Below are 23,924 nucleotides of genomic sequence, written 5' to 3'. Positions count from 1 at the left end.
ATCTTTTGGGGGAAGTCATCATGCCATTAGTCATTGTAGGAATTGGGATCGTCGCGTTGCTCGTTCTCATCATGGGGTTGAAATTAAATACGTTCGTCTCACTCATCATCGTCTCCTTTGGTGTCGCACTGTTACTCGGTATGCCGCTCGATCAGATCGTCAAGACGATCGAAGCCGGTATCGGCGGGACGCTTGGTCACCTCGCACTGATCTTCGGTCTTGGTGCGATGCTTGGGAAGCTGATCGCTGACGCCGGGGGGGCGCAGCGAATCGCGATGACGCTTGTTGCCCGATTCGGGGAAAAGAACATCCAGTGGGCTGTCGTCGTCGCTTCATTCATCATCGGGATCGCGCTCTTCTTCGAAGTCGGACTCGTCCTGTTGATTCCAATCGTCTTTGCGATTTCACGTCAGCTTCGTGTCTCGATCTTATATCTCGGGATTCCGATGGTCGCAGCCCTGTCCGTCACACACGGATTCTTACCGCCTCACCCGGGTCCGACGGTCATCGCCGGTGAGTACAATGCAAATATCGGGGAAGTCTTATTGTATGGTTTCATCGTCGCCGTTCCGACAGTCATCATTGCCGGTCCTGTCTTTACGAAAATCGCGAAACGACTCGTTCCTGAATCGTTTACACGGACAGGAAACATCGCATCACTCGGGGAACAAAAAGAATTTGATTTAGAAGAGACGCCAGGCTTCGCTATCAGTGTCTTCACTGCAATGCTACCGGTTCTTCTAATGTCCGTTGCGACAATCTTCACGCTCTTACAAGAAACACTCGGTTGGGGGGAGAATAGCGTCATCTCAGCAATCGAGTTCATCGGGAATGCTTCGACGGCGATGTTGATTTCACTACTCGTCGCGGTCTACACGATGGGAATCGCGCGTAAGATTCCGATGCAATCTGTCATGGATTCCTGTACGACGGCGATTGCCCAAATCGGGATGATGCTGTTGATCATCGGTGGTGGCGGTGCCTTCAAACAAGTCTTGATTGACGGTGGTGTCGGGAAATACGTTGCCCAATTATTCGAAGGATCCGCGTTATCGCCGATTCTCCTCGCTTGGTTGATTGCTGCGATTCTCCGGATTTCGCTCGGGTCTGCGACAGTCGCCGCCCTATCAACAGCAGGTCTCGTCATTCCGTTACTAGAGCAATCCGACGTCAACTTAGCACTCGTCGTTCTCGCGACTGGCGCGGGTAGTCTGATCGCTTCACACGTCAATGATGCTGGTTTTTGGATGTTTAAAGAGTATTTCGGATTATCATTAAAAGAAACGTTTGCGACATGGACTGTGCTTGAGACGATCATTTCCGTTTGCGGACTTGGTTTCGTTCTTCTCCTCAGCCTCGTCGTCTAAAAAAAGGAGTCGTTCTACTTATGCAACATTCTATCGGAGTCATCGGTCTTGGTGTCATGGGCCGCAACTTAGCACTCAATATGGCGAGTCATCAAGAAGAAGTCGCCATCTATAACTACACACGTGATTTAACGGATGATCTCGTCGCACATGACGAAGGGCTACCACTTCATCCGTACTATGAGATTGAAGCATTCGTTCAGTCACTTGCCCGTCCGCGTAAAATCTTCATGATGGTTACGGCGGGTAGCGCGATTGATTCCGTCATCGAATCCTTGATCCCGCACCTTGAAGCAGGCGATATCATCATGGATGGCGGGAACTCGCACTTCCTCGATACAGAGCGTCGTTTTGACGAGTTACAACGCCACGAGATTGAATACATCGGCGTCGGCGTATCGGGTGGTGAAGTCGGTGCACGGACCGGTCCTGCGATCATGCCGGGTGGATCAAAAGAAGCATACGACCATGTTGCACCGATCTTGACGAAAATCGCCGCGCACGTCGACAGCGATCCATGTTGCGTCTATATCGGTCCAAAAGGTGCCGGTCACTTCGTCAAGATGGTTCATAACGGCATTGAATACGCCGACATGCAACTGATTGCAGAAGCGTACAGTTTCCTTCGCTTCCGCCTCGGACTCGATGTCACGGAAGTCGCAGATATATTCGCTGAGTGGAACGCTGGCGAACTGAAAAGTTACCTGATCGAGATCACAGCAGATATCCTCCGGAAAACGGATGACGAGACAGGACAACCATTAATCGATGTCATTCTCGATCAAGCCGGTCAAAAAGGAACCGGAAAATGGACGAGCCTGCAAGCCATTGATAATGGGATCGCCTCTTCGATCATTACGGAAGCCTTGTTCGCGCGTTATCTCTCAGCTGTCAAAGAAGAACGCGTCGCAGCGTCTACTGTCCTGAAGGGACCAGAAGACCTTTCAACGCTCGAGCGGGACGCGTGGGTCGAACGGATTCGTCAAGCGCTTTATATGGGGAAAGTCGCCGCTTACGCGCAAGGCTTTACTCAATACCGGACATCGTCTGAACTGTACGACTGGAATCTACGCCTTGAAGAGATCGCCTTGATCTTCCGTGGCGGCTGTATCATCCGGGCCGACTTCTTGAACGTCATCAGCGACGCGTTCAAAAATGATGCGAATCTCTCGAACTTGATGCTCGCCCCGTTCTTCGCTGAGAAAGTACAGGCGTATCAAGAATCGTTACGCCATGTTGTCGCTGAGGGTGCGTTGTCTGGTTTCGCTCTACCGTGTCTATCGACGTCGTTGACGTATTATGATAGCTACCGGACAGCGAATTCGAATGCCAACATGTTGCAAGCACAACGCGATTATTTTGGTGCTCACACGTATGCCCGGACAGACCGCGAAGGGATCTTCCACACGGACTGGCAATAAGGAATACAGCTCCCGACTCCTGTTTCATTCAGGCGTCGGGATTTCTTTTTTTGTTCACACAATCTTTCCTGAAATAAGAAATTGCCGATTATACCTTGACAAAAGTGTTGGTCTATATGAAATTAGTATTAGATTAGAATTATTCTAGTGTGATAAATACAGATTGCCTGTATGCACTAGAACAGATTCTAAATATAGAACCCTTGAGGAGGATTTTTATCATGTCTTTAATCGGAAGTGAAGTAAAACCATTCAGCGCATCAGCATTCCACAACGGAGAATTCGTTGACCTAACGGATGCCAACCTTCGCGGTAAATGGAGTGTCGTATGTTTCTACCCTGCAGACTTTACATTCGTTTGCCCGACAGAACTCGAAGATCTCCAAAACCAATACGAAACACTCAAAGCGCTTGACGTTGAAGTTTACTCTGTTTCAACAGATACGCATTTCACACATAAAGCATGGCACGAAACATCAGAAACAATCGGTAAAATCGAGTACGTCATGATCGGCGACCCATCACACGTCATCTCACGTAACTTCGAAGTCTTGAACGAACAAGACGGTCTTGCTGACCGCGGTACGTTCATCATCGATCCAGACGGCGTCATCCAAACAGTTGAGATCAACGCAGGCGGCATCGGTCGTGATGCGAGCACGCTCGTCAACAAAATCAAAGCAGCACAATATGTACGTAACAACCCAGGCGAAGTGTGCCCAGCGAAATGGGAAGAAGGCTCTGCAACACTCACACCAAGCCTTGACCTCGTCGGAAAAATTTAAGGAGCGGATTCGCGATGGCTTTAGCACCAGATATTAAAGCACAACTCGCGCAATACCTCGAGCTTCTCGAAGGCGATCTCGTCCTAGCCGTTAGTGCTGGGACAGACGCCGTCTCGCTTGAGATGAGCGCACTCGTCGAAGAGATCGCAAGCATGACACCACGCATCTCCGTCGAGCAGGCAAGTCTTCCCCGGACACCAAGTTTCACAGTCAACCGTGTCGGTGAGACAAGTGGCATCACGTTTGCGGGAATTCCACTCGGTCATGAGTTCACGTCCCTCGTTCTCGCTCTGCTCCAAGTCAGCGGTCGAGCACCGAAGGTCGATGCGGACGTCATCAAGCAGATTCAAGGCATTCAAGAAACGTACCACTTCGAGTCGTATATCAGCTTGAGCTGCCACAACTGTCCGGATGTCGTACAAGCATTGAACGTCATGAGCGTCCTCAATCCGAACATCAGCCACACGATGATTGATGGGGCGGCATTTAAAGCAGAAGTCGAACAAAAAGAGATCATGGCTGTTCCGACGGTCTTCGTCAACGGCGAAGCGTTCGGTAACGGACGGATGTCACTCGAAGAAATCTTGGCGAAGCTTGGCACAGGTGCCGACGCTGCTGATTTCGCTGACAAAGATCCATACGATGTCCTCGTCGTCGGTGGTGGTCCAGCTGGATCGAGTGCTGCCATCTATGCAGCCCGTAAAGGCATCCGGACAGGAATCGTCGCAGAGCGCTTCGGTGGACAAGTCATGGATACGATGAGCATCGAAAACTTCATCAGCATGAAGTACACGGAAGGACCAAAACTCGTCGCAAGTCTTGAGGAGCACGTCAAGGAATATGGCATCGACGTCATGAACCTGCAACGGGCAACTCGCCTTGAGAAGAAGGACCTCCTCGAGCTCGAGCTTGAGAATGGTGCTGTCTTGAAGACGAAGAGTTTGATCCTTTCAACAGGTGCACGCTGGCGGAACGTCGGTGTCCCAGGCGAACTCGAATTCAAGAACAAAGGCGTCGCCTACTGCCCACACTGTGACGGTCCATTGTTCGAAGGAAAACGTGTCGCGGTCATCGGCGGCGGAAACTCAGGAATCGAAGCAGCCATCGATCTCGCGGGAATCGTCAAGCATGTCACGGTCCTTGAATTCGCACCGGAACTAAAAGCGGATGCTGTTCTTCAAGAACGCCTCGCTTCCCTTCCGAACGTCACGGTCGTCGTCAACGCACAGACGAAGGAAATCACAGGAACGGACAAAGTGAACGGTATCACTTACATCGAACGCGAAACGAACGTCGAACGTCACGTCGAGCTCGAAGGTGTCTTCGTCCAGATCGGTCTCGTACCGAACACGGACTGGCTCGGTGAAACAGTAAGCCGTAACAAGTTCGGTGAAGTCCAAGTCGATCGCCACGGCGCAACGAACGTACCAGGCGTTTTCGCAGCAGGAGACTGCACGGATAGCGCGTATAAACAGATCATCATCTCGATGGGCTCTGGTGCAACCGCTGCCCTCGGTGCTTTCGATCACTTGATTCGGAATTAATGTTAAAGAGCTACGGACGATGTCCATAGCTCTTTTCTTATACTTTTTCGATTTAATCTGACCCCTATAAATAATTCAAAGTTGACACTTTTGACTAGTCCAGTCATCTGATAGATTGAAGATATCTTAAAATCTATCATAAAGAAGGTTAGTCACATGCAAAAAGCAGCACCGTATTCTAGCACTCGTACCCGCCAGCTCGTCATTACTGCGATGTCAATCGCACTTGTTCTCGTTTCGACATTGTTCATCAACATCAAATTGCCTATCGCTTCAAGTGGCGGTCTCGTTCATATGGGAACAGCGATGCTCTTTCTCATCGCGATTTTATTCGGTCCACGGACAGCACTGATTGCCGGAGCAATCGGCATGGGATTGTTTGATCTCATCAGTGGTTGGACACTCTGGGCTCCATTTACAATCGTCGCTCGAGGACTCCAAGGATATATTGTCGGACGTATCGCCTGGTCTTCACGATACAAAGGAGACAACCCTGGCTTAAATATTTTCGCAATGATTGTTTCTGCTCCTGTCATGCTTGCTGTTTACTATGTTTGTGAAGGTATCCTTTATAGCAATTGGGTCGCACCAGTCGCTTCAATTCCAGGAAACATCACGCAAAACGTCGTCGGAATCCTCGTTGCGATTCCAGTTGGGATTGCACTGAAGAAAACACGTTTCTTCCGTAACTTCCGCTAAATCCAAAAAACCGTCCGGCTCCTCGTAGAGTCGGACGGTTTTCGTTTAGCGAATCGGTTGAGCTTGTTCAAGCTCAAGCGTTTTTGCTGTTTCGGCATGGATCTGTTCGAACAGCTCCGGATGTTCAACGAGTGAGATCCCGTAAGACGGAATCATCTCCTTGATTTTTGCTTCCCACGCCGGTAATTCGGACGGGAAACATTTCGCGAGTACTTCGAGCATGACCGGTACCGCTGTTGAGGCACCTGGAGACGCACCGAGTAAAGCAGCAACAGATCCGTCGGCTGCGCTGACGACCTCTGTCCCGAACTGGAGTGTTCCTTTTCCTTGTGGTGTATCCTTGATGACTTGGACACGTTGACCAGCGACGACGACATCCCAGTCTTCGGTCTTCGCATTCGGAATGAACTCTCGTAATTCGTTCATCCGTTGTTCCGTCGACAAGAGGACTTGTTCGATCAGATACTTCGTCAATCCCATCTCTTTTGCTCCCGCAGCAAGCATCGTCAAGACGTTGTTCGGTTTGACAGACGCGATCAAATCAAGGTTCGATCCTGTCTTAAGGAACTTCGGTGAGAAACCAGCAAACGGTCCGAAGAGGAGCGATTTCTTGCCATCGATGTATCGTGTATCCAAGTGCGGTACTGACATCGGTGGTGCTCCGACTTTCGCTTTTCCGTAGACTTTCGCATGATGCTGTTCAATGATTTCAGGATTTTTGCAGACAAGGAACAAACCACTGACCGGGAAACCACCGATTTGCTTCGATTCCTCGATGCCTGTTTTTTGGAGCAACGGTAGACTACCGCCGCCACCTCCAATGAAGACGAACTGCGCCGTATGATGCTCGATCCGGTGATCGCGCTCATTCTTCACTTTGACTTCCCATCCCCCGTCAACACGCTTCAAATCCTCGACACCGTGCTGATAGTTGATCTCTACATCGTGTTGTGCGAGATATTCAAACAGGATTCGTGTCAACGCACCAAAGTTGACGTCCGTTCCTGAATCGATTTTTGTCGCAGCGATCGGCTCGGGTGACGTCCGACCGTTCATGATGAGTGGAATCCACTCGGCTAATTTCGCTGGATCCTCTGAATATTCCATTCCCGCAAACAACGGATTCGCTGATAGCGCTTCCAATCGTTTTTTCAGGAATTCGACGTTTTCCGTTCCTTCAACCATGCTCATATGTGGAATCGGCATGATGAATTCTTTCGGATTCGGCAAGACACCTTCCTTGACGAGATGCGACCAGAATTGACGTGACAGTTGGAACTGTTCGTTTACTTTGACTGCTTTACTGATATCGATCGAACCATCGGCGTTTTCTGTCGTATAGTTCAGTTCGCATAATGCGGCGTGACCTGTTCCGGCATTGTTCCACTCATTCGAGCTTTCTTCCCCGGCACTCGCGAGTTTCTCGAATACCTTGATGTTCATCTCAGGCGCGAGTTCTTTTAACAAGACCCCTAACGTCGCGCTCATGACTCCGGCACCAATTAAAATAACGTCTGTTTTTTTAGGCATACTGCTCATGATATCCTTCCTATCCCCGTTGATATTATGGACTACCTGTCATGAAAAACTTCCCCCTCATGACAACAACTTACCTTTCCATTATAACCCTATCATAGCTTGCACAGAAAGGAACTTCTTTTACATTCAGAAATGTGTAAAAGCGACGATTCAGGTAAGAAGATTTTCGTCAGCCGGCATACAATCAGGCATGACTTTGACGAAAAACGGTAATCATATAATGAAAGTAAAAGGAGGAACACTCATGGCGACACGCTGGATATTCGGCAATCAATTGAATCACGATCTCCCTTTATTGAAGGAAGCAAACAAACAAGACGACGTCATCCTGATGGTCGAAGCGACCTCGCGCTCCAAGTGGAAGACGTACCATAAACAAAAACTTGTCCTCGTCTTCTCAGCGATGCGACATTTTGCGGAAGAACTGCGCGAAAAAGGCTTCACCGTCGATTACCGGGAAGCTGATTCGTTCGATCAGGCGTTTAAGGCGCACCGGAAAGACCATGACCCGGATCATGTTTTCTATACGGCAATTACGGACGAGCCGATGCGCAAGGCGATGCACAAGTGGCAAGACGGCTTACCGAAGAAAATCAAGGTCGAGGTCTGTTCCGACGTGCCGTTGTTTTTACTGACACAGGAAGAAGCGGTTGAAGCCATCGGTGACAAGCCATACAAAATGGATCGGTTTTATCGCAAACTGCGCAAGGAACGAAACGTTCTCATGAACGGCTCTAAACCGATCGGTGGAAAATGGTCGTTTGACGCCGAGAACCGGAAACCGGCGAAGTCCGGGACGACGTTTAAGGATCCCATTCAGTTTCGTCCCGATCGCATCACAAAGGATGTCATCGACAAGGTCGAACGGGATTTTTCCGATCATCCGGGAGCACTTGATTCCTTCCATTGGCCAGTCACGCGCAAGGAAGCGACGCGAGCTCTCCATCGTTTCATCGAAGAACGACTCGAGACGTTCGGAACGTATCAAGACGCCATGCTGACCGGTGAAGATACGCTATCGCACTCCCTCTTATCGGCAGCAATCAATCTTGGCTTACTGACACCGGAAGAAGTCATTCGTCAAGTTGAAGCCGCCCTCGAAGATCAAGATGCTCCGCTCAATGCGGTCGAAGGTTTCATTCGCCAAATCCTTGGCTGGCGCGAGTACATGCGTGCCGTCTATCTAGCCGAGATGCCGGACTATGCTTCCGTCAATGCGCTGCGTCATGAAGCGGATCTACCTGACTTTTTCTGGACCGGGAAGACGAACATGAACTGTGTCGCTGAATCGTTACGTCCTGTCGTCGAGCATGCCCATAATCACCATATCCAGCGTTTGATGGTACTTGGGAACTTCGCTAATTTGTTTGCAATTTCGCCGCAACAGACAGCAGACTGGTTTAATGAGATGTACATTGATGCTTACGACTGGGTCGTCTTACCAAACGTCCTTGGGATGGCGCTTCATGCAGATGGGGGAACGTTATCGACCAAACCGTACATCGCTTCGGCGAACTATATTAATAAGATGAGTGATTATTGCAAGGAGTGTCCGTTCCATCAAAAGGATATGCTCGGTGAGGATGCCTGTCCGTTTAACGCCCTGTACTGGGATTTTATCGACCGGCACGAAAAGCGCTTCGCTGATAATCCACGGATGTCGATGATGTATCGGCAATGGGGGAAACGCGATGCCGACAGCAAACGTGACATTCGAAAGAAAGCGAAAGCACTTCGGAAACAACTGCAGGACGGAGCTTTCGATACACCATAAAACAAGCCGGTCGGATTAAATCCGACCGGCTTGTTTTGACTTACGCACTTTTTTGATTAGCTGTTTGTTGTTTCTTTTTCCGGAGGTGATACAAACCGAACAGTCCGAGGAACCAGACCGGTGTCAGCAACAAGGCTGGACGTGTATCGTCAGCAAACAGCATGACGACGAGAATGACTGCAAACAATCCGAGCACGAGGTAGTTGACGAGTGGTGTCAGTGGTGCTTTGAACGTCGACGCCGCATGCAATTCCGGATTTTGTTTCTTGTACCGGAGATGACAGACGAGGATGACGCCCCAGACCCAGATGAAGCAGATCGCACTGATCGTCGTGACGATACTGAACGCTTGTCCTGGTAACAGTTTACTGAGCAAAGCACCGACCGAGACAACGATCGTCGAGACGAATAAGGCATTTGCCGGAACATGGTTTTTGTTCAACTTCGAGAACTTGTTCGACGCTTGCTGTTGATTTCCCAGGTTATACAGAATCCGGCTCGTCGAGAACATTCCGCTGTTACACGCAGAAGCAGCAGACGTCAGGACGACGAAGTTGATGATTCCTGCTGCGAGTGGAATCCCGATCAAACTGAACGTCTTGACGAACGGGCTCTCTGTTGCACTTAATCCTGTCCACGGATTGATCATCAAGAGGACGAGTAAGGCACCGACATAGAAGAACAGAATCCGGAGTGGAATCTTATTGATCGCGGATGGAATGTTCTTCTTCGGATCCGCTGTCTCTGCTGCGGATACCCCAACGAGCTCAACGCCGACATAGGCGAAGACGACCATTTGGAACGATAGCAGGAAGCCTGTAATTCCGTTTGGCATCCAGCCGCCGTGTGACCAGAGGTTCGAGACGGTCACGGGACCCGCGTCCGTTTGAAAACCGATGACGAGCAAGACGATTCCGACACCAATCAAGGCAAGGATCGTCACGACCTTGATCAAGGCGAACCAAAACTCAAGTTCCCCGAACAGTTTAACCGTCAATAAGTTAAAGCCTAGTAAAATCAAGAGTGCGAGTACGGCTGGAATCCATTGCGGGATATCAAACCAATACTTGACGTACACACCGACCGCGATGACGTCCGCCATCGCCGTCATGATCCAACAGAACCAATATGTCCAACCGGTCACGAACGCGGCACGTGGTCCGAGATAATCTTCTGCGATATCTGTGAGTGAATGATAACCTGCTTTTGACAATAACAATTCCCCAAGTGCCCGCATGACGAAGAAGATCGCGATCCCGACGAGTAAGTAGGCAAAAATGATCGATGGGCCGGCGAGTTGGATCGCTTTACCTGATCCTAAAAACAACCCCGTTCCGATCGTTCCACCGATGGCAATCAACTGTACATGACGATTCGATAAATCCCGCTTTAATCCTTGCTGTTCCAAACCTGAACTCCTCCTTGTGATGGTTTCTCTACGCTTCAGACCGTTCTGTCGGTCCTGAAAAAGAAAAAAAGAGACTGGACGGATGTCCAATCTCAACAAATCAAAGGAATAACCGATGCACGCCACCACGACATTCGATGAATGCCCGTCGCTGCATCTGATTACTCTTCTGTCCGTTTGCCTGAGATTGTGAACCCTTCGGCGCCGTGTCGACACGGTCTCTCCAGAAGCTGCTCCTGCCATAGTGTGACCCATGACAATCATAGCTTTCTCTCTATTTGATTATCCGATGCGTCGCTGCATCGATGAATTGTTTCTAATTCTAGTAATCTCGTCAGCGTTTGTCAACGCCTTTTTCAAAATGATTTTTCAATTCATGAAAAGGACTTTACCATTTTTTCCAGAAATCATATAGCACGACTTGATCACGAAAGGATGGAACATTCATGTCGACGATTTACTTGATTCGTCATTGTGAAACGACCGGTCAGGCACCCGATGCCTCGTTAACACCTCGTGGAGAGGAACAGGCGCAACGACTGTGTACGCAGTTACTTGAGCTTCCGATCAATCACATCATTTCCAGTCCATATCGACGGGCAATTGACTCGATTCACCCCCTTGCGACTGCTCTGAAATTACCCATCACACACGAGGATGACCTAAAAGAGCGACGGTTAAGTGCTGTTCCACTTGACGATTGGCAACATCATCTCCGTCAAACATTCAGCGATCCAGACTATACATGTCCAGGTGGTGAATCCAGTCGGATAGCGACGGGGCGCATTACACGTGTCGTCGAAGAAGCGTTGCAGCAACAGGATGAATCAATCCTCGTGACACATGGGAATTTGTTATCTCTCTATCTGCATTCGATCGATCCAACGTTTGGATTCGAAGAAAGTTTACAGCTGAAGAATCCGGACATCTTTAAAGTGACACGTTTCCAGCAACAAACAATCATCGAGCACTTGGAATCTTTTTGAAATTCTATTCTTTTTAGGCATATGACTTAATATAATCTATTCTTTTTACTTATGAAAAGCATAAGAACTATCTATTTTACTTCCCTTCGGAACGGCTTTATATTGAATGAATTGATAATAAAGTTAAGTAGTTTTCGATTCAGGTATGAAGCGGAACTTCAGAAAAGAAGGGATTTTTATGTCTACCACAAAAAAAGGCTATTTCATGATGATCGTCCTCTGGTTCGCCTATGCGACCTTCGCCATGAACTGGGTCGCCGGTTCGTCGTTAACGCCACAAATCACGGCGCATTTCTTCGGTAATCAGACCGTTGACCCGCTCATCTCACAACTCGTCAACTATTCGATTACGACGGCGCGTGTCTTCGCCAACATTCTTGCCGCGCTCATCTTAATGAAGCTCGGTCCGAAAAAAGCACCATTGCTCGCATTGTTGTTCCTGATGATGTCAATCGTCGCCATCTATCTACCAAACTACTGGGCGTATACAGCAGCCCGAATGGTCATGGGACTCGGTGGTTCGATGGTCATCGTCTACATGAACCCCGTCGTGACACGTTACGTCCAGGATCCGGCTGAAAAATTACGAATCAACGCCTTCAATACCGTCTCCTATAACGTCGGTGCCTTCGTTGTTTCGCTCTTGTTCACCTTGTTCGCCGATCAATTCGTCAGTGACTGGAAACTGACGTTGACGATCTTCGCGAGTCTGACAGCGATTCTCTTCTTCGCGTGGTGGATCGGTAGTGAGTCGTTCGAGTTGAACGATGCGACAGACGCAGACGAAACACCTTACGGTTACGGAGATGCTATCCGCGATCCGTTCCTTTGGAAATATGCGGTTGCTTTTGGCGGTTTCCTGACGCTCTATATCTTATCGCTCGTCGGCTTGAAACCGGTCTTTGATACGTATACGCAGTTGAACGGTTCGCTCGTCAACCTTTTGGTCTCAGGTGCCGGAATCGTCGGTACGTTCGTTGGTCTACGGATCGGTAACAAGGGAACATCTCGTAAACCGATTCTGTTGATCAGCGGGACGGTCATGATTGCGAGTTTCCTCGTCACTGTCTTGTTCGGAAACATCTCGCCGCTCGTTTCCTATATCTTTGCGTTCATTTCCGGATTTGCGATGTACATCCAGTATCCGATCTTCATGAACTTGGCACACGAACGAAAAGGGATGACACCGCAAAAGATCACTGTCTTGTTCGGTCTCTTCTGGGCGATCGCTTATGCGACGCAGACGATCTTTACGATCATTTGGAGTTACGCACTCGGACATGCCGGATATACGGTCTCGATGATCGTCTTCTTCCTCTGCTGTTCCGTGTATCTGTTCTTCACGTTCTTCTTACCAGAAACGAAACCAAAGCGGACGAATGCACTTCGAAAATCCGCTTAATCAAGTAACAAGCCCTTCCGGATCACGGAAGGGCTTGTTTTTATGCTTCGTTATGCGCGCCGTAACTATGGCGAAGGGCAAACAACAGTCGAATCAACGATTCATGATAACCGATGAACCAGCCTTCCTCGATCCCGTTGACGATGGCTTCTTCTGTCATCCAAGCGACGCGCTGGACTTCTTCTGCCTGCAGCGTCAACGTCGTCAAATCCACTTCCTGCTCGACGAGATAATAATCGTCAAAACCGATTTCAAAGGGAATCGTCAGATGCGGACGGATATCCGTGAAATCAATATCGAGTCCGAGCTCCTCCGACAGTTCACGTTGCGCTGCCATCTGACTCGTATCTCCGCTGATTGCACTGCCGCCGACCGTCAGATCCCACATGTTCGGCCAACCGGATTTAAACGGTTGCCGTTGCTGGACGAGCATCTCTCCCTTGGCATTGAAGACACAGACGTGAATCGTCATGTGATAATCACCCGCTGTATGCGGTGTTCCCCGTGTCCAGAGCCGTCCTGTTTTCTTACGATCTGCTGTGTATACATCCCATTGCTCCACCTGAATCATTCCCCTTTTTAATCAATGAACGATGTCGTATTCGAACTTTCCTCCGCCTTGACGCAATCAATCGCGACGACGAGGGCAATCAATAACTCTTCCATCGACTCATCGTCGACTTCAATCATGTACTGATCAGTCCAGGAAATCCATTTTTTCTGAACACGTCCGATCCGTTGTCCTTGTTGCAAGACTTCAAAATCAACATCCCACCAGTCGCCCGTCACTTCGAACTGATCCGAGTTAATCGTATATCGATCCTTGAAGAAGGTAAGCTCTTTGATGATTTCAAATGATTGTCCTGCTGCTTCGACGTAAAAAACGGGGCGGAAACTGAACGTTTTTTTCTCGATTTCAGCGACGACTTCACCGTTTCGGTTCGTCACGGTGAAGGTCTTCGGTAATTTCATAAAACTGCCTTCGATGTGATACGCATCGTGTCCTTCTTCGTCCTGAATCGCAAATCGTCCACGTAAACTGAAAGCTTTTTGTTTCATATAGAGTGTATGCATACCGGTCTCCTCCTTTAATGTATCGTCTCATGTATACGACGTTACTATCGGAAAAGATTCAAAATCTGGAAATCGCCGATGGATACGGTTTGTAACAGAAGCTTCAGTGGTATCAACTTACATACCACGAATCTAAGGGAAAGAAGGAATTCTGATGTCCATCGATACGATCGTCCTCTTCATCCTGCTCGCCATTGCGCTGTTGATCATTTTAGTCCCACCGCTTCTTCTTTGGCATGTTTGGCGTGCCGATCGCCGGCAACAAGAACATGCTGTCCTGCGAAATTTTCCTGTTCTCGGAAAGATGCGCTACATCCTTGAAAACATGGGGCCGGAACTCCGCCAATACTTATTCCTTAACAACAATGAAGGGAAGCCTTTCTCCCGTAATGATTACAAAGCTGCCGTCCTTTCCGGTAAATACCAAAGCCGGCTGCTCGGATTCGGATCGGAACGCGATTTCCAGGAAGCCGGCTTTTATATCCAAAACGCACTCTTTCCGACGAATCGTCAGGAATTACGGATCGATCAGTCGGATCGCGTCGATACACACATCTATCAAATTGACCGGGATGAGCTGTTTACACGAAAAGAACATCTTGTCGCAAAACAGATTTCTCCTTTTCTGTTGCAAAAAGAAGATGCACCAGTCATCGGTGCAACGACATGTCGGCATCCTTATCAAACCCAAGGACTAATCGGTCAGTCAGCGATGAGCTTCGGGGCACTGGGTGACCGTGCCATCACTGCGCTATCGATCGGGCTGGGGCGTGCCAAAGGCAGCTGGATGAATACCGGAGAAGGCGGATTGTCCGACTTTCACCTCAAAGGGGACGTCGATATCATCTGCCAGATTGGTCCTGGTCTGTTCGGAGTCCGGACCGAAGATGGTGATTTTTCGTTTGATGAATTCCAGAAAAAAAGTGAAATTCCTCAAGTCAAAGCCTTCGAATTAAAACTTGCCCAAGGTGCTAAAACACGCGGGGGTCACCTGGAAGCTTCTAAAGTCACGGAAGAGATCGCCGCCGTCCGGAAGGTCAAAGCCGGTGTCGGCATTGATAGCCCGAACCGTTTCAATGAATTCGGGACGCCCGAGAAGATGCTCGACTGGGTTGAGCGTTTGCGCGAAGTCGGCGGCAAACCGGTCGGGATCAAAGTTGTCGTCGGTAATCTTGAAGACATGCGCCAATTGATTGCTTATATGAAAGAATCCGGACGTCACCCGGACTTCATGACGGTCGACGGTGGCGAAGGCGGTACAGGGGCGACGTTCCAGGAACTCGCCGATGCTGCCGGTCTGCCACTCTTTTCCGCCTTACCGTTCGTCCATCAACTGCTGACGGAAGCGGGTTTACGCGACAAAGTCAAAGTGTTCGCATCCGGCAAGCTGATCAGTGCCGATAAAATTGCGATTGCTCTCGCCCTCGGTGCCGACTTCGTCAATATCGCACGGGGTCTAATGTTTAATGTCGGCTGTATCCAAGCGCAAGTCTGTCATACGAACCACTGTCCGGTCGGTGTCGCGACGACTGATCCGAAGCTCCAAAAGGCGCTGATCGTCGACGAAAAAAGCTTCCGCGTGACGAACTACATCGTCTCGTTACGACAAGGTCTCTATAATCTGACAGCGGCGGCTGGACTCTATTCCCCGACAGAACTTCGCCCGGAACACGTCATCTATAAGGACGAAGCCGGTCACCTGATTCCGGGACCGGACTGGATGGCACGGCATGTGGTCGATCGCTCTCTTTCCTAACGGTAACGAATAGCACTCACTTGCACTTTTTAGCCAGAGCGCTTAAAGTGTATAGTTGATGAAATTCTTTAACCGCACATGTGCATTACCTTAAGGAAAGGGTTTAATATACTATGAAAAAGAACTTTTGGCAGGACCTTCCACGACCATTTTTCGTCTTGGCACCGATGGAAGACGTCACCGATGTCGTCTTCCGTCACGTCGTCGCAAAAGCGGCGCGTCCGGACGTCTTCTTCACGGAATTTACGAATACAGAAAGCTATTGTCATCCGAAAGGCAAACAGAGCGTCCGCGGACGTCTTGAGTTCACGGAAGACGAACAACCAATGGTCGCTCACATTTGGGGCGACAAACCAGAATATTTCCGCGAAATGAGCATCGGCATGGCCGAGATGGGCTTCAGCGGGATTGACATCAACATGGGCTGTCCCGTCCATAACGTTGCTGTTAACGGAAAAGGCTCCGGTCTGATCAATCGTCCGGAAGTGGCGGCTGAATTGATCCAAGCTGCAAAAGCAGGCGGTCTTCCGGTCAGCGTCAAGACACGTCTCGGCTACACGAAGGTCGAAGAGTGGCAGGATTGGTTGCGCCACATCCTCGAACAAGATATCGCCAACCTCTCGATTCACCTCCGGACACGTAAAGAGATGAGCGCTGTTCCAGCACACTTCGAATTGATTCCGGAAATCAAGAAGTTACGCGATGAGATTGCACCACAGACGTTACTGACGATCAACGGGGATATCAACGATCGCCAACACGGTCTTGAACTCGTCGAGAAATACGGTGTCGACGGCGTCATGATCGGACGCGGAATCTTCCACAACCCGTTTGCGTTCGAAGTCGAGAAAAAAGACCATTCGAGCCAAGAACTCCTCGATTTGTTACGCCTGCAGCTCGATCTACACGATTACTACTCGGCTCAATTCGAGCCACGTCTCTTCAAACCATTACGCCGGTTTTTCAAGATTTACGTCCGCGGATTCCGTGGTGCGAGTGAACTGCGTGTCAAATTGATGGAGACGAACTCAACGGACGAAGTGCGTGCTTTACTCGACGCTTTCGTTGAAGAAGAAGGCATTCACGAGGTCAACTCGTTTTCGATCTAATAGTAAAGCACGCCTCCTCTTTTTGAGGAAGCGTGCTTTTTTCGTGTCACCAGCGTTCGATTGTTTGACGTGTACGCGCACACCATTGTTCAAAATCTGAAGCATGTGTCAGTAACAAGAAACGTCGTTTGCCGAGTCGTCGATCGAGCCGCGCGATGCCGCGGATGAAAGGATGTGGATAAACGAGCGCTTGTTCAAACGCAAGATTTGGATACTCTAACAAATCTTGTTGCATCTCATAGTTCGCTAGATACCCGTCTTGTTTGACCTGTCGTTCGATTTCAGCCGATAACGCATGCGACTGCTTCAACCAGTCGGACTGCCATACTTCTTGAAACGATCCATTGGGTCTTTCCGGTAATTGTGTAGCTTGTAATGCATAACGCCGATCGACTTCTCGTTCGAAGTGAAAGTCGTCTGCTTCGAGAATCTCTTCCCCGTCAAACGTCACCCAGACGCGACTAGGACCGTTTTGAATCCGGTAGACAGCGGCGTGAAAAGCGACTCGTCCTTGTAACGACGGGGCGAGCAGTTGCTCAACCCGTTTTTTGATGATGGAAAACTGCAAGCGATCCGTCCTTTTCGTCCGGCTAATGTGATTAGCCGTTCTTCATATGAAACGATTCCGCAAGCGTAAACGTCAACTCTTTTAACTCAAGACCACCGAGTGCAAAGTAGAGCTTCAAATAGTTGTGCGGGTTGAAGACGAAGACGTCCTTCGTCTGGCTGACCCACTCGCCGTTCGTTCCGTTGAAGGTAAAGGTCGCAACCGGCATGTTGTTCGCAAACAACGTCACCGGCATTTGCGCCAGTTCACCGGCATTCGAACGTGCCGTCAACGTGACCTGGTACATTCCTGTCTCTTCCGCCGTGACAGCGAAGACGTGACTGCTGCCTGTCGTCGTCGCAACATCCGTTAACGGGAAGGCATCCCCACTGACGAGACGCTGGTGCGAGACCGCTTGCTCTTCGAGTGTCTCTTCTTCGACCGGTGCCCCGAGGACATCAATCGATGTCGCGGTTCCCATTACACGATCCATGACTGGTGACCGTAGCAGGAACTGACAGATGTTCGCTGCACTCCGCAGTAACTCGGAGCGTCGAAGTGTCCCGTCGGCAAGAGCCGTCAACGTATCATCCTCGAACGGATTCGTTCCTGGTTCGCCGACGACCATGTAGAGGTCGTTTTGCGAACGGACCATCGTCGCCGTTTGTTGACGGTTTGCTTCCAAACCTTCGGCGTTGATTTTCGCCCACCAGTCCGTCATGACGATTCCGTCAAAGCCCCACTCATCGCGCAAGATGCGTGTGTTTTGATCGTACAAGCCGGCAGTCCAGATCCCATTGACGGCACCATACGTCGTCATGATCGAGTATGCTTTCCCGTCTTTGACGGCCATCTCGAATCCTTTCAGGTACAACTCACGTAACGCCCGTTCTGATACGATTGAATCTAGATCGTGTCGGTGGAACTCTTGGTTGTTGGCACTGAAGTGTTTCAACGTTCCCGTCACACCCACACGATGCATCCCGTCAAGCTGCGCTACGGCCATTTTTCCAGTCAGATACGAATCTTCCGAGAAATACTCGAAGTTCCGTCCGTTGAGTGGATGACGGTGAAGGTTCATCCCGGGTCCAAGCAATGTATCAATTTCGTTCTTCCGTAACTCAAGACCCGTCATCTCAAATAGATCCGCGATCAACGTCGTGTTGAACGTCGAGGCCAGCAACGTCCCGTTCGGTAACGAGAAGGCTTTCGTTCCGATATCCATCCGGATTCCGGACGGACCATCTGCACAGCAGCCTGCTGGAATACCGAGTGCTTCGAGTTCTGTCGTCACGCCGCCGAAAGCACCCGCCGTTCCTGGTGTAACACGCGGTGAGTTCATCCCTTCCCCCCGGACGATTGCTGCGAGATCCGCATCCGTCAATTGATCGAGGAACGTCTCAAGCGTGACCCGCTCTTCTTTAACGTCGCGTAATTTCCATCCAGCGTCTTCCGTCTGCGTCCGTTCAACGGGACGCTCCTGTTGACGGCGTTGTTCCGGATCGATCGTCCGCAGTGGTGTCGCTTCATACGTCACCGTATATCCCGTTTCGGTCGCTTGTGGTTTGATACGTTCAAACGCCGTCACCGGTGCCATGTTCTCCGTTAAGACATCCGTGACGTCAAGCGTTTCGACGGAATGGCTTGCGACCAGAACCGCCGACCGGACATCCGTTCCGAGATAGAGCTGATACGTGCCGGGTTCGACGACATAAGACGACTTATGCCCGGTAACGCCACTATCGTCATAACTCGCAAACGAGGTGAATGGTACGACGAGCGTGAGGATCTCTTGCTCGCCCGGTGCAAGTTCTTTTGTCTTGCCGAACGTCACGAGTTGACGCGTCGGGTTCCCGAGTTGTCCTTGTGGTTTCTCGAGGTATCCTTGTACGACTTCCTTCCCGGCTGTCTGTCCGGTATTCGTCACCGTCGCTGTAATCGTCCAGGCATCAGCTGACGTCGTCACGTCTGTCGCAAGATCGAACGACGTGTACGATAATCCGTAGCCGAACGGATACAAGACTGCTTCCGGTGCAAATGTCTCGAAGTAACGGTACCCGACATAGATGTCTTCTTGATACAACGCACGATCGGCATGACCGAAGTGTGGTGTTGACGGGTAATCGTCGAGTGAACGGACGATCGTATCCGGTAGTTTTCCGGACGGTGAGATGCGTCCGAGTAAGAGATCACTCAGTCCGGTTCCTCCTTCCATTCCCCCTTGCCACGCATAGAGGACAGCACTTGGCGTCGTCTCTTCGACCCAGCGCATATCGATGATGTTCCCAACGTTCAAAACGACGACAGTTTGTTTGAAGTGTGTCGTCACGAGTCGGAGTATCTCCTGTTCCGTCTTCGTTAAAAAATAACTCCCTGGATCCGCTGTATTATCGCGGTCTTCCCCAGCCGTACGACCGATCATGATCAAAGCAACGTCGGAGTCAAGCGCTGCTTTCTGAACGAGTGTCGTGTCAAGCGACATCTCTTCTTGCGACCACGGCTCGGCCGCCCAGCCTTCCCCTTGGTCAAACGGATGGTCTTCAAGCCATGTTTCATACGCCTTGAGGACGTCCGTATTCAGTGTCACGTCTTCGCGTAGCATGTCGAGCGGACTGACGACGTTCGTAACGTTGACCATTCCGCCTGATCCTGTGCCACTTTTATAGTAGTTGAACTGATTACGTCCGAAGACTGCGACCGTCGATGCGGGTTGCAACGGGAGTACACCATCGTTTTGTAAGAGGACCGCTCCTTCCGCAACGGTTTGTCGTGCGAGTTTGGTATAGGCTTGCCAATCGAGCGTGTATGTCATGCGCCATCCACCTTTGTTAGTTAGTTTGAGAAAAAAGTCGTTTTAAGTCCTTCGCGATTTCATCTAAGCTATCTTCGGCTTGCGGATACAGACCGAGTTTATCGAGAAAAGCATGTTCCATCCCGCGGTACTGGAGATAGCGGGTCTTGACGCCAGCACGCGCGAGCTTTTTCGCATATGCTTCTCCTTCAAGACGTAAGTAATCAAACTCTCCCGTAATGACGAGTGCCTCTGGTAAATCGTCGAGTGTCGCGAACAACGGTGAAATCCGTCGATCCGTCGAGTCACTTGCTTGAACGTACCACTCTTCGAGGACACCTTCTTCATCTTGCAGCGCGAGAATGATTTGTTCGAGTAACTGCGGTTCCGTTTGCCGGTCGTACGCCTCAAGCGTCCAGTCATATTCCGAATTCGGATGTTCACCGACATTGACGACCGGATAATACAAGACTTGATAGCGGATATACGGTGTCGGACGCTCGCGGTCGAGCAAACAACAGACCGTCGCCAAGTTCCCACCGGCACTATCACCGGCGACAGCGATCGCACCTGGATCAATCCCAAGTCGATCAGCGTGTTCGACTGCCCAATCGATCGCTGCATGACAATCCTCGAGCCCTGTCGGAAACGGATGCTCTGGCGCCAATCGATAACCAACCGACAAGACGGCGACGTTCCCTTTATCGGCTAATGCCTTACAAGGGTTCTCGACCGTCTCGAGTGTACCCCCGAAAAAACCACCGCCGTGGAAATAGACGACGAGCGGGAGTGGACGCGCCGCTTCCGGACGATACAACCGTGCTTCGATCGTGGTACCGGGTCTTGAAATCGCAAGGACATCCGTTGAGATTTGCCGAGTCGTCACGTCTTCGTTGTCCCAGCCCATGCCGGCACGCGCCATGTCGACTGGCGACGCCCCTTCTGGAATTGAGACCGATGGACGCTGCGTGAGAACGACCTCACGGACACGCGGATCAAGTGTTCCCGGAATCGAGACGTCGGGAATTGGCTTATCGACGATTTCAAGTCCGTCTTGATGAATCGATGAACAATTTCGTAACGTTCGTAGCAAATCTTGCATCGATGCGGTAGACAAATGGATCGCTTCCTTTCTGGTTAAACTGCTATCGAAAGCGCTTTCGGTAACGGTTAAAAAAATTTCGAATGCCTCTTTTTCAAAAAAGAGACCGCTTACATCACAATATACCTGTCTTTGACAGGAGAAGCAAATATTTCACCTAAAAAAATCAGCGCAGTCGCCTGCGCTGATCCTCATCGTAATTGTTCTTGTGAAACGATCGTAAAGCCATCGATGACCGTGTCTTCCTCAACCTCGATCAACAGGCAGCGTTTGCCTTGGTAGTTGACCTGTTTGACGTACTTCAAGTCTTGCGGACTGATTGCGATGTTTGCGACCTTCGTATTGATTTTAATCGATTTCGCTTCATAGTTCGGAACGATGTTACTCGCCTTCATCTCGTACGTCGGATCGTCGACGACCGTCTTGAACGCCCGTTCGACCTGCTCCGTGCTGACGTCTTCGACACCACTCGCCTTGAGGACACGCTCGACTTCCTGGACGTCGAGCATCGGTACTTCTTCCTCATCTTGATCCTCTTCGACGACGATCAACTGATTGATGTTTTCATAGACACCAGCTAACGTCTTCGTATCCATCGATTCACCAACGACCGATTTGACGATCTCCTCGAAAATCGCTTTATCTTCATCGGCTGTGACGATCGGTTGACCGTTCAAGACGTTCTCAAGGAAGCCGAAATCCGGTTTATTCGGCTTACCCGCCGCATACAAGACGTGATTGACGTCTGCTGCATTGTCGGTGAAGGTCGGGAAGAGGAATCCACCGATTGGCGATGCCAGTTTGATGACCGGATTGATGAATAAGTTCGACTTGAATTCGCGTTCGACAAAATCAAAGACGAGCGATTGTTTCGGTAACTCCGTTAAGTTCAGGCTACCGAGAATGAATGGTGTCGTATAGACGTCGTCATTCGGATCAATCTCTGTCTCATCCGCTTGGCGTTTCGTCGTTTTATAGTATTGCCCGCGAATGAACGTGACGACGAGATCATTCTCATACTGGACGTCCTGAACCATCTTCAGCGCCATCGTCTGCATCTGTTCGACCCAGTCCTCCGGCTCTTCCGCATAGAGTCCTTCATAAAGAAGCTGCTGCGTATGACCCGTCTCTCCTTCTTCCGGATGCGTGAACTTGACCTCGAACAGCTTGACGTCGAGTTTTCCACCTAGTACCTTCTTGAAGTTCGCGAGGAACAGTTCCTGTTGCTCCGGATCAAGCAACGGAAACGGTCGGGCTTCCTCATGATAGATTTCACTCGTCTCTTTTCGGATATAGACGTTGTAGATTTCATGGATTTTCAGTAAATCGGCATCCATCTTGAAGTGACGACGGATGTCGGCGATGTCTTTTTTATTCATGCATACCAGCTCCTCGAATCATTAAAATCCTGCCTCCTGAAAAGCGTACCATATGCGAGATCACCCGACATCTTTTCGAAGAATTTGACTAGCTTTAAACACCCTAAATCCTAACATCAGACCCTTCTATATAATGACAAAAGTTTAATTTTAATAACATTTACACGATATTCATTTTCTCCTAAATGAGTCATGCCATACTAAAAAATGTGAAGGGTGTCTTCACATCATCTCGTCTCATACATAGGAGGAATGACACGTGTTCAAAGCCATCAAGTCCATCGTCATCACCACGCTCGTCTGCCTGACCGCTTTCCAGTTCGATACGACATCTGTTTCCGCACTACCCTCAGGGATCTCGTCGAAAGCGACGGCCCAGTCTCAACTAGATGCCTTAACGGTTAAAACAGAAGGCAGCATGACCGGTTATTCGCGTGATTTGTTCCCGCACTGGAGCAGTCAAGGAGGCGGTTGTGATACACGACAAGTCGTCTTAAAACGTGACGCCGATTCATATGTCGGATCGTGCCCCGTCACATCCGGTTCTTGGTATAGTTACTATGACGGACTGACATTCACGAACCCGTCTGACCTCGACATCGATCACGTCGTACCGCTTGCGGAAGCATGGCGCTCAGGAGCAAGCAGCTGGACGACGACGACACGTCAAGCGTTCGCAAACGATTTAACAGGTCCGCAATTAATCGCTGTTTCTGCAAGCTCGAACCGTTCAAAAGGGGACCAGGATCCGTCGACATGGAAGCCGACACGGGCAGGTGCGAGCTGTGCCTACTCGAAGATGTGGATCAATACAAAGAGCCGCTGGAACCTCAGCTTACAATCGAGTGAAAAAACGGCCCTACAGACGATGTTGAACACATGTACATACTAAAAAGGAGTCGATTCGATGGAAACGAAAACCTCTACCTTTACCGCCACACATGGTGTGATGACGAAAGAAGTCGGTGTCATCAGCGGTGAACTCGAACTCCGGACGACCTGTCAGGAAGACGGAACGTTGGAACTGAAGATTGCTTATGTCGGGGCGATAGACGTCTATACGTTACCTGGCAGTTATCGTGTCCATGACGTTCGGGATCATGACGTCATCCATCAGATGTTAGTGACAGTGCTCGAACGCTACTGAAAAAATAAAGCCAGGACAAGAATGTGAAAACATTCGTCCTGGCTTTATTTTTCAGATTGTAGACAATCATTATACATGATCATCTCTTGTCATT

General features: G+C 49.9%; 20 protein-coding genes and 1 riboswitch. Of the genes, 12 read left to right on the top strand and 8 right to left on the bottom strand.

Annotated features, from left to right (window positions below):
- The first annotated feature begins 20 nt into the window (after positions 1 to 20).
- From ACRPK8_RS12940 to ACRPK8_RS12920, 5 genes are all read left to right on the top strand, one after another.
- Positions 21 to 1,367: a GntP family permease gene (locus ACRPK8_RS12940; RefSeq protein WP_432238580.1), complete on the top strand. Its 1,347-nt coding sequence runs from the start codon at positions 21 to 23 to the stop codon at positions 1,365 to 1,367.
- A 20-nt stretch (positions 1,368 to 1,387) separates the two neighbouring features.
- On the top strand, positions 1,388 to 2,788 hold the full coding sequence (gnd, locus tag ACRPK8_RS12935; protein ID WP_432238579.1) for a decarboxylating NADP(+)-dependent phosphogluconate dehydrogenase: 1,401 nt from the start codon (positions 1,388 to 1,390) through the stop codon (positions 2,786 to 2,788).
- Between the two features lie 221 nt (positions 2,789 to 3,009).
- On the top strand, positions 3,010 to 3,573 hold the full coding sequence (ahpC, locus tag ACRPK8_RS12930; protein WP_023469815.1) for an alkyl hydroperoxide reductase subunit C: 564 nt from the start codon (positions 3,010 to 3,012) through the stop codon (positions 3,571 to 3,573).
- A gap of 14 nt (positions 3,574 to 3,587) precedes the next feature.
- The gene (gene ahpF / locus ACRPK8_RS12925) at positions 3,588 to 5,117 is read left to right on the top strand and encodes an alkyl hydroperoxide reductase subunit F (protein WP_053452001.1); all 1,530 of its coding nucleotides are present in this window, start codon (positions 3,588 to 3,590) and stop codon (positions 5,115 to 5,117) included.
- Positions 5,118 to 5,273: 156 nt separating this feature from the next.
- Positions 5,274 to 5,816 carry an ECF transporter S component gene (locus ACRPK8_RS12920; RefSeq protein ID WP_432238578.1) on the top strand — a complete coding sequence of 181 codons (543 nt, stop codon included), beginning with the start codon at positions 5,274 to 5,276 and terminating at the stop codon, positions 5,814 to 5,816.
- 45 nt (positions 5,817 to 5,861) lie between these two features.
- Here the strand turns inward: ACRPK8_RS12920 and ACRPK8_RS12915 are convergent, their stop codons facing one another.
- On the bottom strand, positions 5,862 to 7,355 hold the full coding sequence (locus ACRPK8_RS12915) for a malate:quinone oxidoreductase (protein WP_432238577.1): 1,494 nt from the start codon (positions 7,353 to 7,355) through the stop codon (positions 5,862 to 5,864).
- Positions 7,356 to 7,599: 244 nt separating this feature from the next.
- Here ACRPK8_RS12915 and ACRPK8_RS12910 point away from each other — a divergent pair, with 244 nt between their 5' ends.
- The gene (locus ACRPK8_RS12910) at positions 7,600 to 9,129 is read left to right on the top strand and encodes a cryptochrome/photolyase family protein (RefSeq protein ID WP_432238576.1); all 1,530 of its coding nucleotides are present in this window, start codon (positions 7,600 to 7,602) and stop codon (positions 9,127 to 9,129) included.
- Positions 9,130 to 9,169: 40 nt separating this feature from the next.
- Here ACRPK8_RS12910 and ACRPK8_RS12905 read toward each other — a convergent pair whose 3' ends face one another.
- Positions 9,170 to 10,537 (bottom strand): amino acid permease, encoded by a 1,368-nt coding sequence (locus ACRPK8_RS12905; RefSeq protein WP_432238575.1) that lies wholly within the window; start codon positions 10,535 to 10,537, stop codon positions 9,170 to 9,172.
- A 159-nt stretch (positions 10,538 to 10,696) separates the two neighbouring features.
- A riboswitch (glycine riboswitch) is annotated at positions 10,697 to 10,774 on the bottom strand.
- Positions 10,775 to 10,983: 209 nt separating this feature from the next.
- On the opposite strand from ACRPK8_RS12905, the gene ACRPK8_RS12900 reads away from it, so the two are divergent.
- Together ACRPK8_RS12900 and ACRPK8_RS12895 are read left to right on the top strand one after the other, a co-directional pair.
- Positions 10,984 to 11,523, top strand: a complete 540-nt coding sequence (locus tag ACRPK8_RS12900; RefSeq protein WP_432238574.1) for a histidine phosphatase family protein — start codon at positions 10,984 to 10,986, stop codon at positions 11,521 to 11,523.
- Positions 11,524 to 11,701: 178 nt separating this feature from the next.
- Positions 11,702 to 12,925 (top strand): MFS transporter, encoded by a 1,224-nt coding sequence (locus ACRPK8_RS12895; RefSeq protein WP_432238573.1) that lies wholly within the window; start codon positions 11,702 to 11,704, stop codon positions 12,923 to 12,925.
- A gap of 40 nt (positions 12,926 to 12,965) precedes the next feature.
- Here the strand turns inward: ACRPK8_RS12895 and ACRPK8_RS12890 are convergent, their stop codons facing one another.
- Entirely contained in the window at positions 12,966 to 13,487 is a 522-nt protein-coding gene (locus ACRPK8_RS12890; RefSeq protein WP_432238572.1) for an NUDIX hydrolase, read from the bottom strand.
- 17 nt (positions 13,488 to 13,504) lie between these two features.
- Complete coding sequence (locus ACRPK8_RS12885; protein ID WP_432238571.1) at positions 13,505 to 13,999, bottom strand: LURP-one-related/scramblase family protein; 495 nt, start codon at positions 13,997 to 13,999, stop codon at positions 13,505 to 13,507.
- 154 nt (positions 14,000 to 14,153) lie between these two features.
- Here ACRPK8_RS12885 and ACRPK8_RS12880 point away from each other — a divergent pair, with 154 nt between their 5' ends.
- Together ACRPK8_RS12880 and ACRPK8_RS12875 are read left to right on the top strand one after the other, a co-directional pair.
- The gene (locus ACRPK8_RS12880) at positions 14,154 to 15,755 is read left to right on the top strand and encodes an FMN-binding glutamate synthase family protein (protein WP_432238570.1); all 1,602 of its coding nucleotides are present in this window, start codon (positions 14,154 to 14,156) and stop codon (positions 15,753 to 15,755) included.
- A 113-nt stretch (positions 15,756 to 15,868) separates the two neighbouring features.
- Entirely contained in the window at positions 15,869 to 16,864 is a 996-nt protein-coding gene (locus ACRPK8_RS12875) for a tRNA dihydrouridine synthase (protein ID WP_432238569.1), read from the top strand.
- Between the two features lie 46 nt (positions 16,865 to 16,910).
- Here ACRPK8_RS12875 and ACRPK8_RS12870 read toward each other — a convergent pair whose 3' ends face one another.
- The 4 genes from ACRPK8_RS12870 to ACRPK8_RS12855 form a co-directional block, all read right to left on the bottom strand.
- Positions 16,911 to 17,432, bottom strand: coding sequence for an SF0329 family protein (locus ACRPK8_RS12870; RefSeq protein WP_432238568.1), 522 nt, complete (start codon positions 17,430 to 17,432; stop codon positions 16,911 to 16,913).
- Positions 17,433 to 17,463: 31 nt separating this feature from the next.
- Positions 17,464 to 20,223 carry a glycoside hydrolase family 3 protein gene (locus ACRPK8_RS12865; RefSeq protein ID WP_432238567.1) on the bottom strand — a complete coding sequence of 920 codons (2,760 nt, stop codon included), beginning with the start codon at positions 20,221 to 20,223 and terminating at the stop codon, positions 17,464 to 17,466.
- Positions 20,224 to 20,239: 16 nt separating this feature from the next.
- Positions 20,240 to 21,304: an alpha/beta hydrolase gene (locus ACRPK8_RS12860; protein WP_432238566.1), complete on the bottom strand. Its 1,065-nt coding sequence runs from the start codon at positions 21,302 to 21,304 to the stop codon at positions 20,240 to 20,242.
- 191 nt (positions 21,305 to 21,495) lie between these two features.
- The gene (locus ACRPK8_RS12855) at positions 21,496 to 22,683 is read right to left on the bottom strand and encodes a DUF4317 domain-containing protein (RefSeq protein ID WP_035395462.1); all 1,188 of its coding nucleotides are present in this window, start codon (positions 22,681 to 22,683) and stop codon (positions 21,496 to 21,498) included.
- Positions 22,684 to 22,954: 271 nt separating this feature from the next.
- On the opposite strand from ACRPK8_RS12855, the gene ACRPK8_RS12850 reads away from it, so the two are divergent.
- Together ACRPK8_RS12850 and ACRPK8_RS12845 are read left to right on the top strand one after the other, a co-directional pair.
- Entirely contained in the window at positions 22,955 to 23,575 is a 621-nt protein-coding gene (locus ACRPK8_RS12850) for an HNH endonuclease family protein (protein WP_029343013.1), read from the top strand.
- Between the two features lie 15 nt (positions 23,576 to 23,590).
- Positions 23,591 to 23,830, top strand: a complete 240-nt coding sequence (locus ACRPK8_RS12845; protein ID WP_432238565.1) for a hypothetical protein — start codon at positions 23,591 to 23,593, stop codon at positions 23,828 to 23,830.
- Positions 23,831 to 23,924: the final 94 nt, after the last annotated feature.

This window comes from Exiguobacterium sp. TDN 0502 (assembly GCF_050846835.1).
Taxonomy (GTDB): Bacteria; Bacillota; Bacilli; order Exiguobacteriales; family Exiguobacteriaceae; genus Exiguobacterium_A.
This window is presented reverse-complemented; position numbering and strand designations above follow the sequence as displayed.

Excerpts from the sequence above, each read along its gene's own strand:
- ACRPK8_RS12855 (WP_035395462.1), bottom strand. The coding sequence starts at position 22,683 with ATGAATAAAAAAGACATCGCCGACATCCGTCGTCACTTCAAGATGGAT.
- ACRPK8_RS12885 (WP_432238571.1), bottom strand. The coding sequence starts at position 13,999 with ATGCATACACTCTATATGAAACAAAAAGCTTTCAGTTTACGTGGACGA.
- ACRPK8_RS12860 (WP_432238566.1), bottom strand. The coding sequence starts at position 21,304 with ATGCAAGATTTGCTACGAACGTTACGAAATTGTTCATCGATTCATCAA.
- gnd (WP_432238579.1), top strand. The coding sequence starts at position 1,388 with ATGCAACATTCTATCGGAGTCATCGGTCTTGGTGTCATGGGCCGCAAC.
- ACRPK8_RS12895 (WP_432238573.1), top strand. The coding sequence starts at position 11,702 with ATGTCTACCACAAAAAAAGGCTATTTCATGATGATCGTCCTCTGGTTC.
- ACRPK8_RS12900 (WP_432238574.1), top strand. The coding sequence starts at position 10,984 with ATGTCGACGATTTACTTGATTCGTCATTGTGAAACGACCGGTCAGGCA.
- ahpC (WP_023469815.1), top strand. The coding sequence starts at position 3,010 with ATGTCTTTAATCGGAAGTGAAGTAAAACCATTCAGCGCATCAGCATTC.
- ACRPK8_RS12915 (WP_432238577.1), bottom strand. The coding sequence starts at position 7,355 with ATGAGCAGTATGCCTAAAAAAACAGACGTTATTTTAATTGGTGCCGGA.
- ACRPK8_RS12845 (WP_432238565.1), top strand. The coding sequence starts at position 23,591 with ATGGAAACGAAAACCTCTACCTTTACCGCCACACATGGTGTGATGACG.
- ahpF (WP_053452001.1), top strand. The coding sequence starts at position 3,588 with ATGGCTTTAGCACCAGATATTAAAGCACAACTCGCGCAATACCTCGAG.
- ACRPK8_RS12880 (WP_432238570.1), top strand. The coding sequence starts at position 14,154 with ATGTCCATCGATACGATCGTCCTCTTCATCCTGCTCGCCATTGCGCTG.
- ACRPK8_RS12865 (WP_432238567.1), bottom strand. The coding sequence starts at position 20,223 with ATGACATACACGCTCGATTGGCAAGCCTATACCAAACTCGCACGACAA.
- ACRPK8_RS12940 (WP_432238580.1), top strand. The coding sequence starts at position 21 with ATGCCATTAGTCATTGTAGGAATTGGGATCGTCGCGTTGCTCGTTCTC.
- ACRPK8_RS12875 (WP_432238569.1), top strand. The coding sequence starts at position 15,869 with ATGAAAAAGAACTTTTGGCAGGACCTTCCACGACCATTTTTCGTCTTG.
- ACRPK8_RS12920 (WP_432238578.1), top strand. The coding sequence starts at position 5,274 with ATGCAAAAAGCAGCACCGTATTCTAGCACTCGTACCCGCCAGCTCGTC.
- ACRPK8_RS12910 (WP_432238576.1), top strand. The coding sequence starts at position 7,600 with ATGGCGACACGCTGGATATTCGGCAATCAATTGAATCACGATCTCCCT.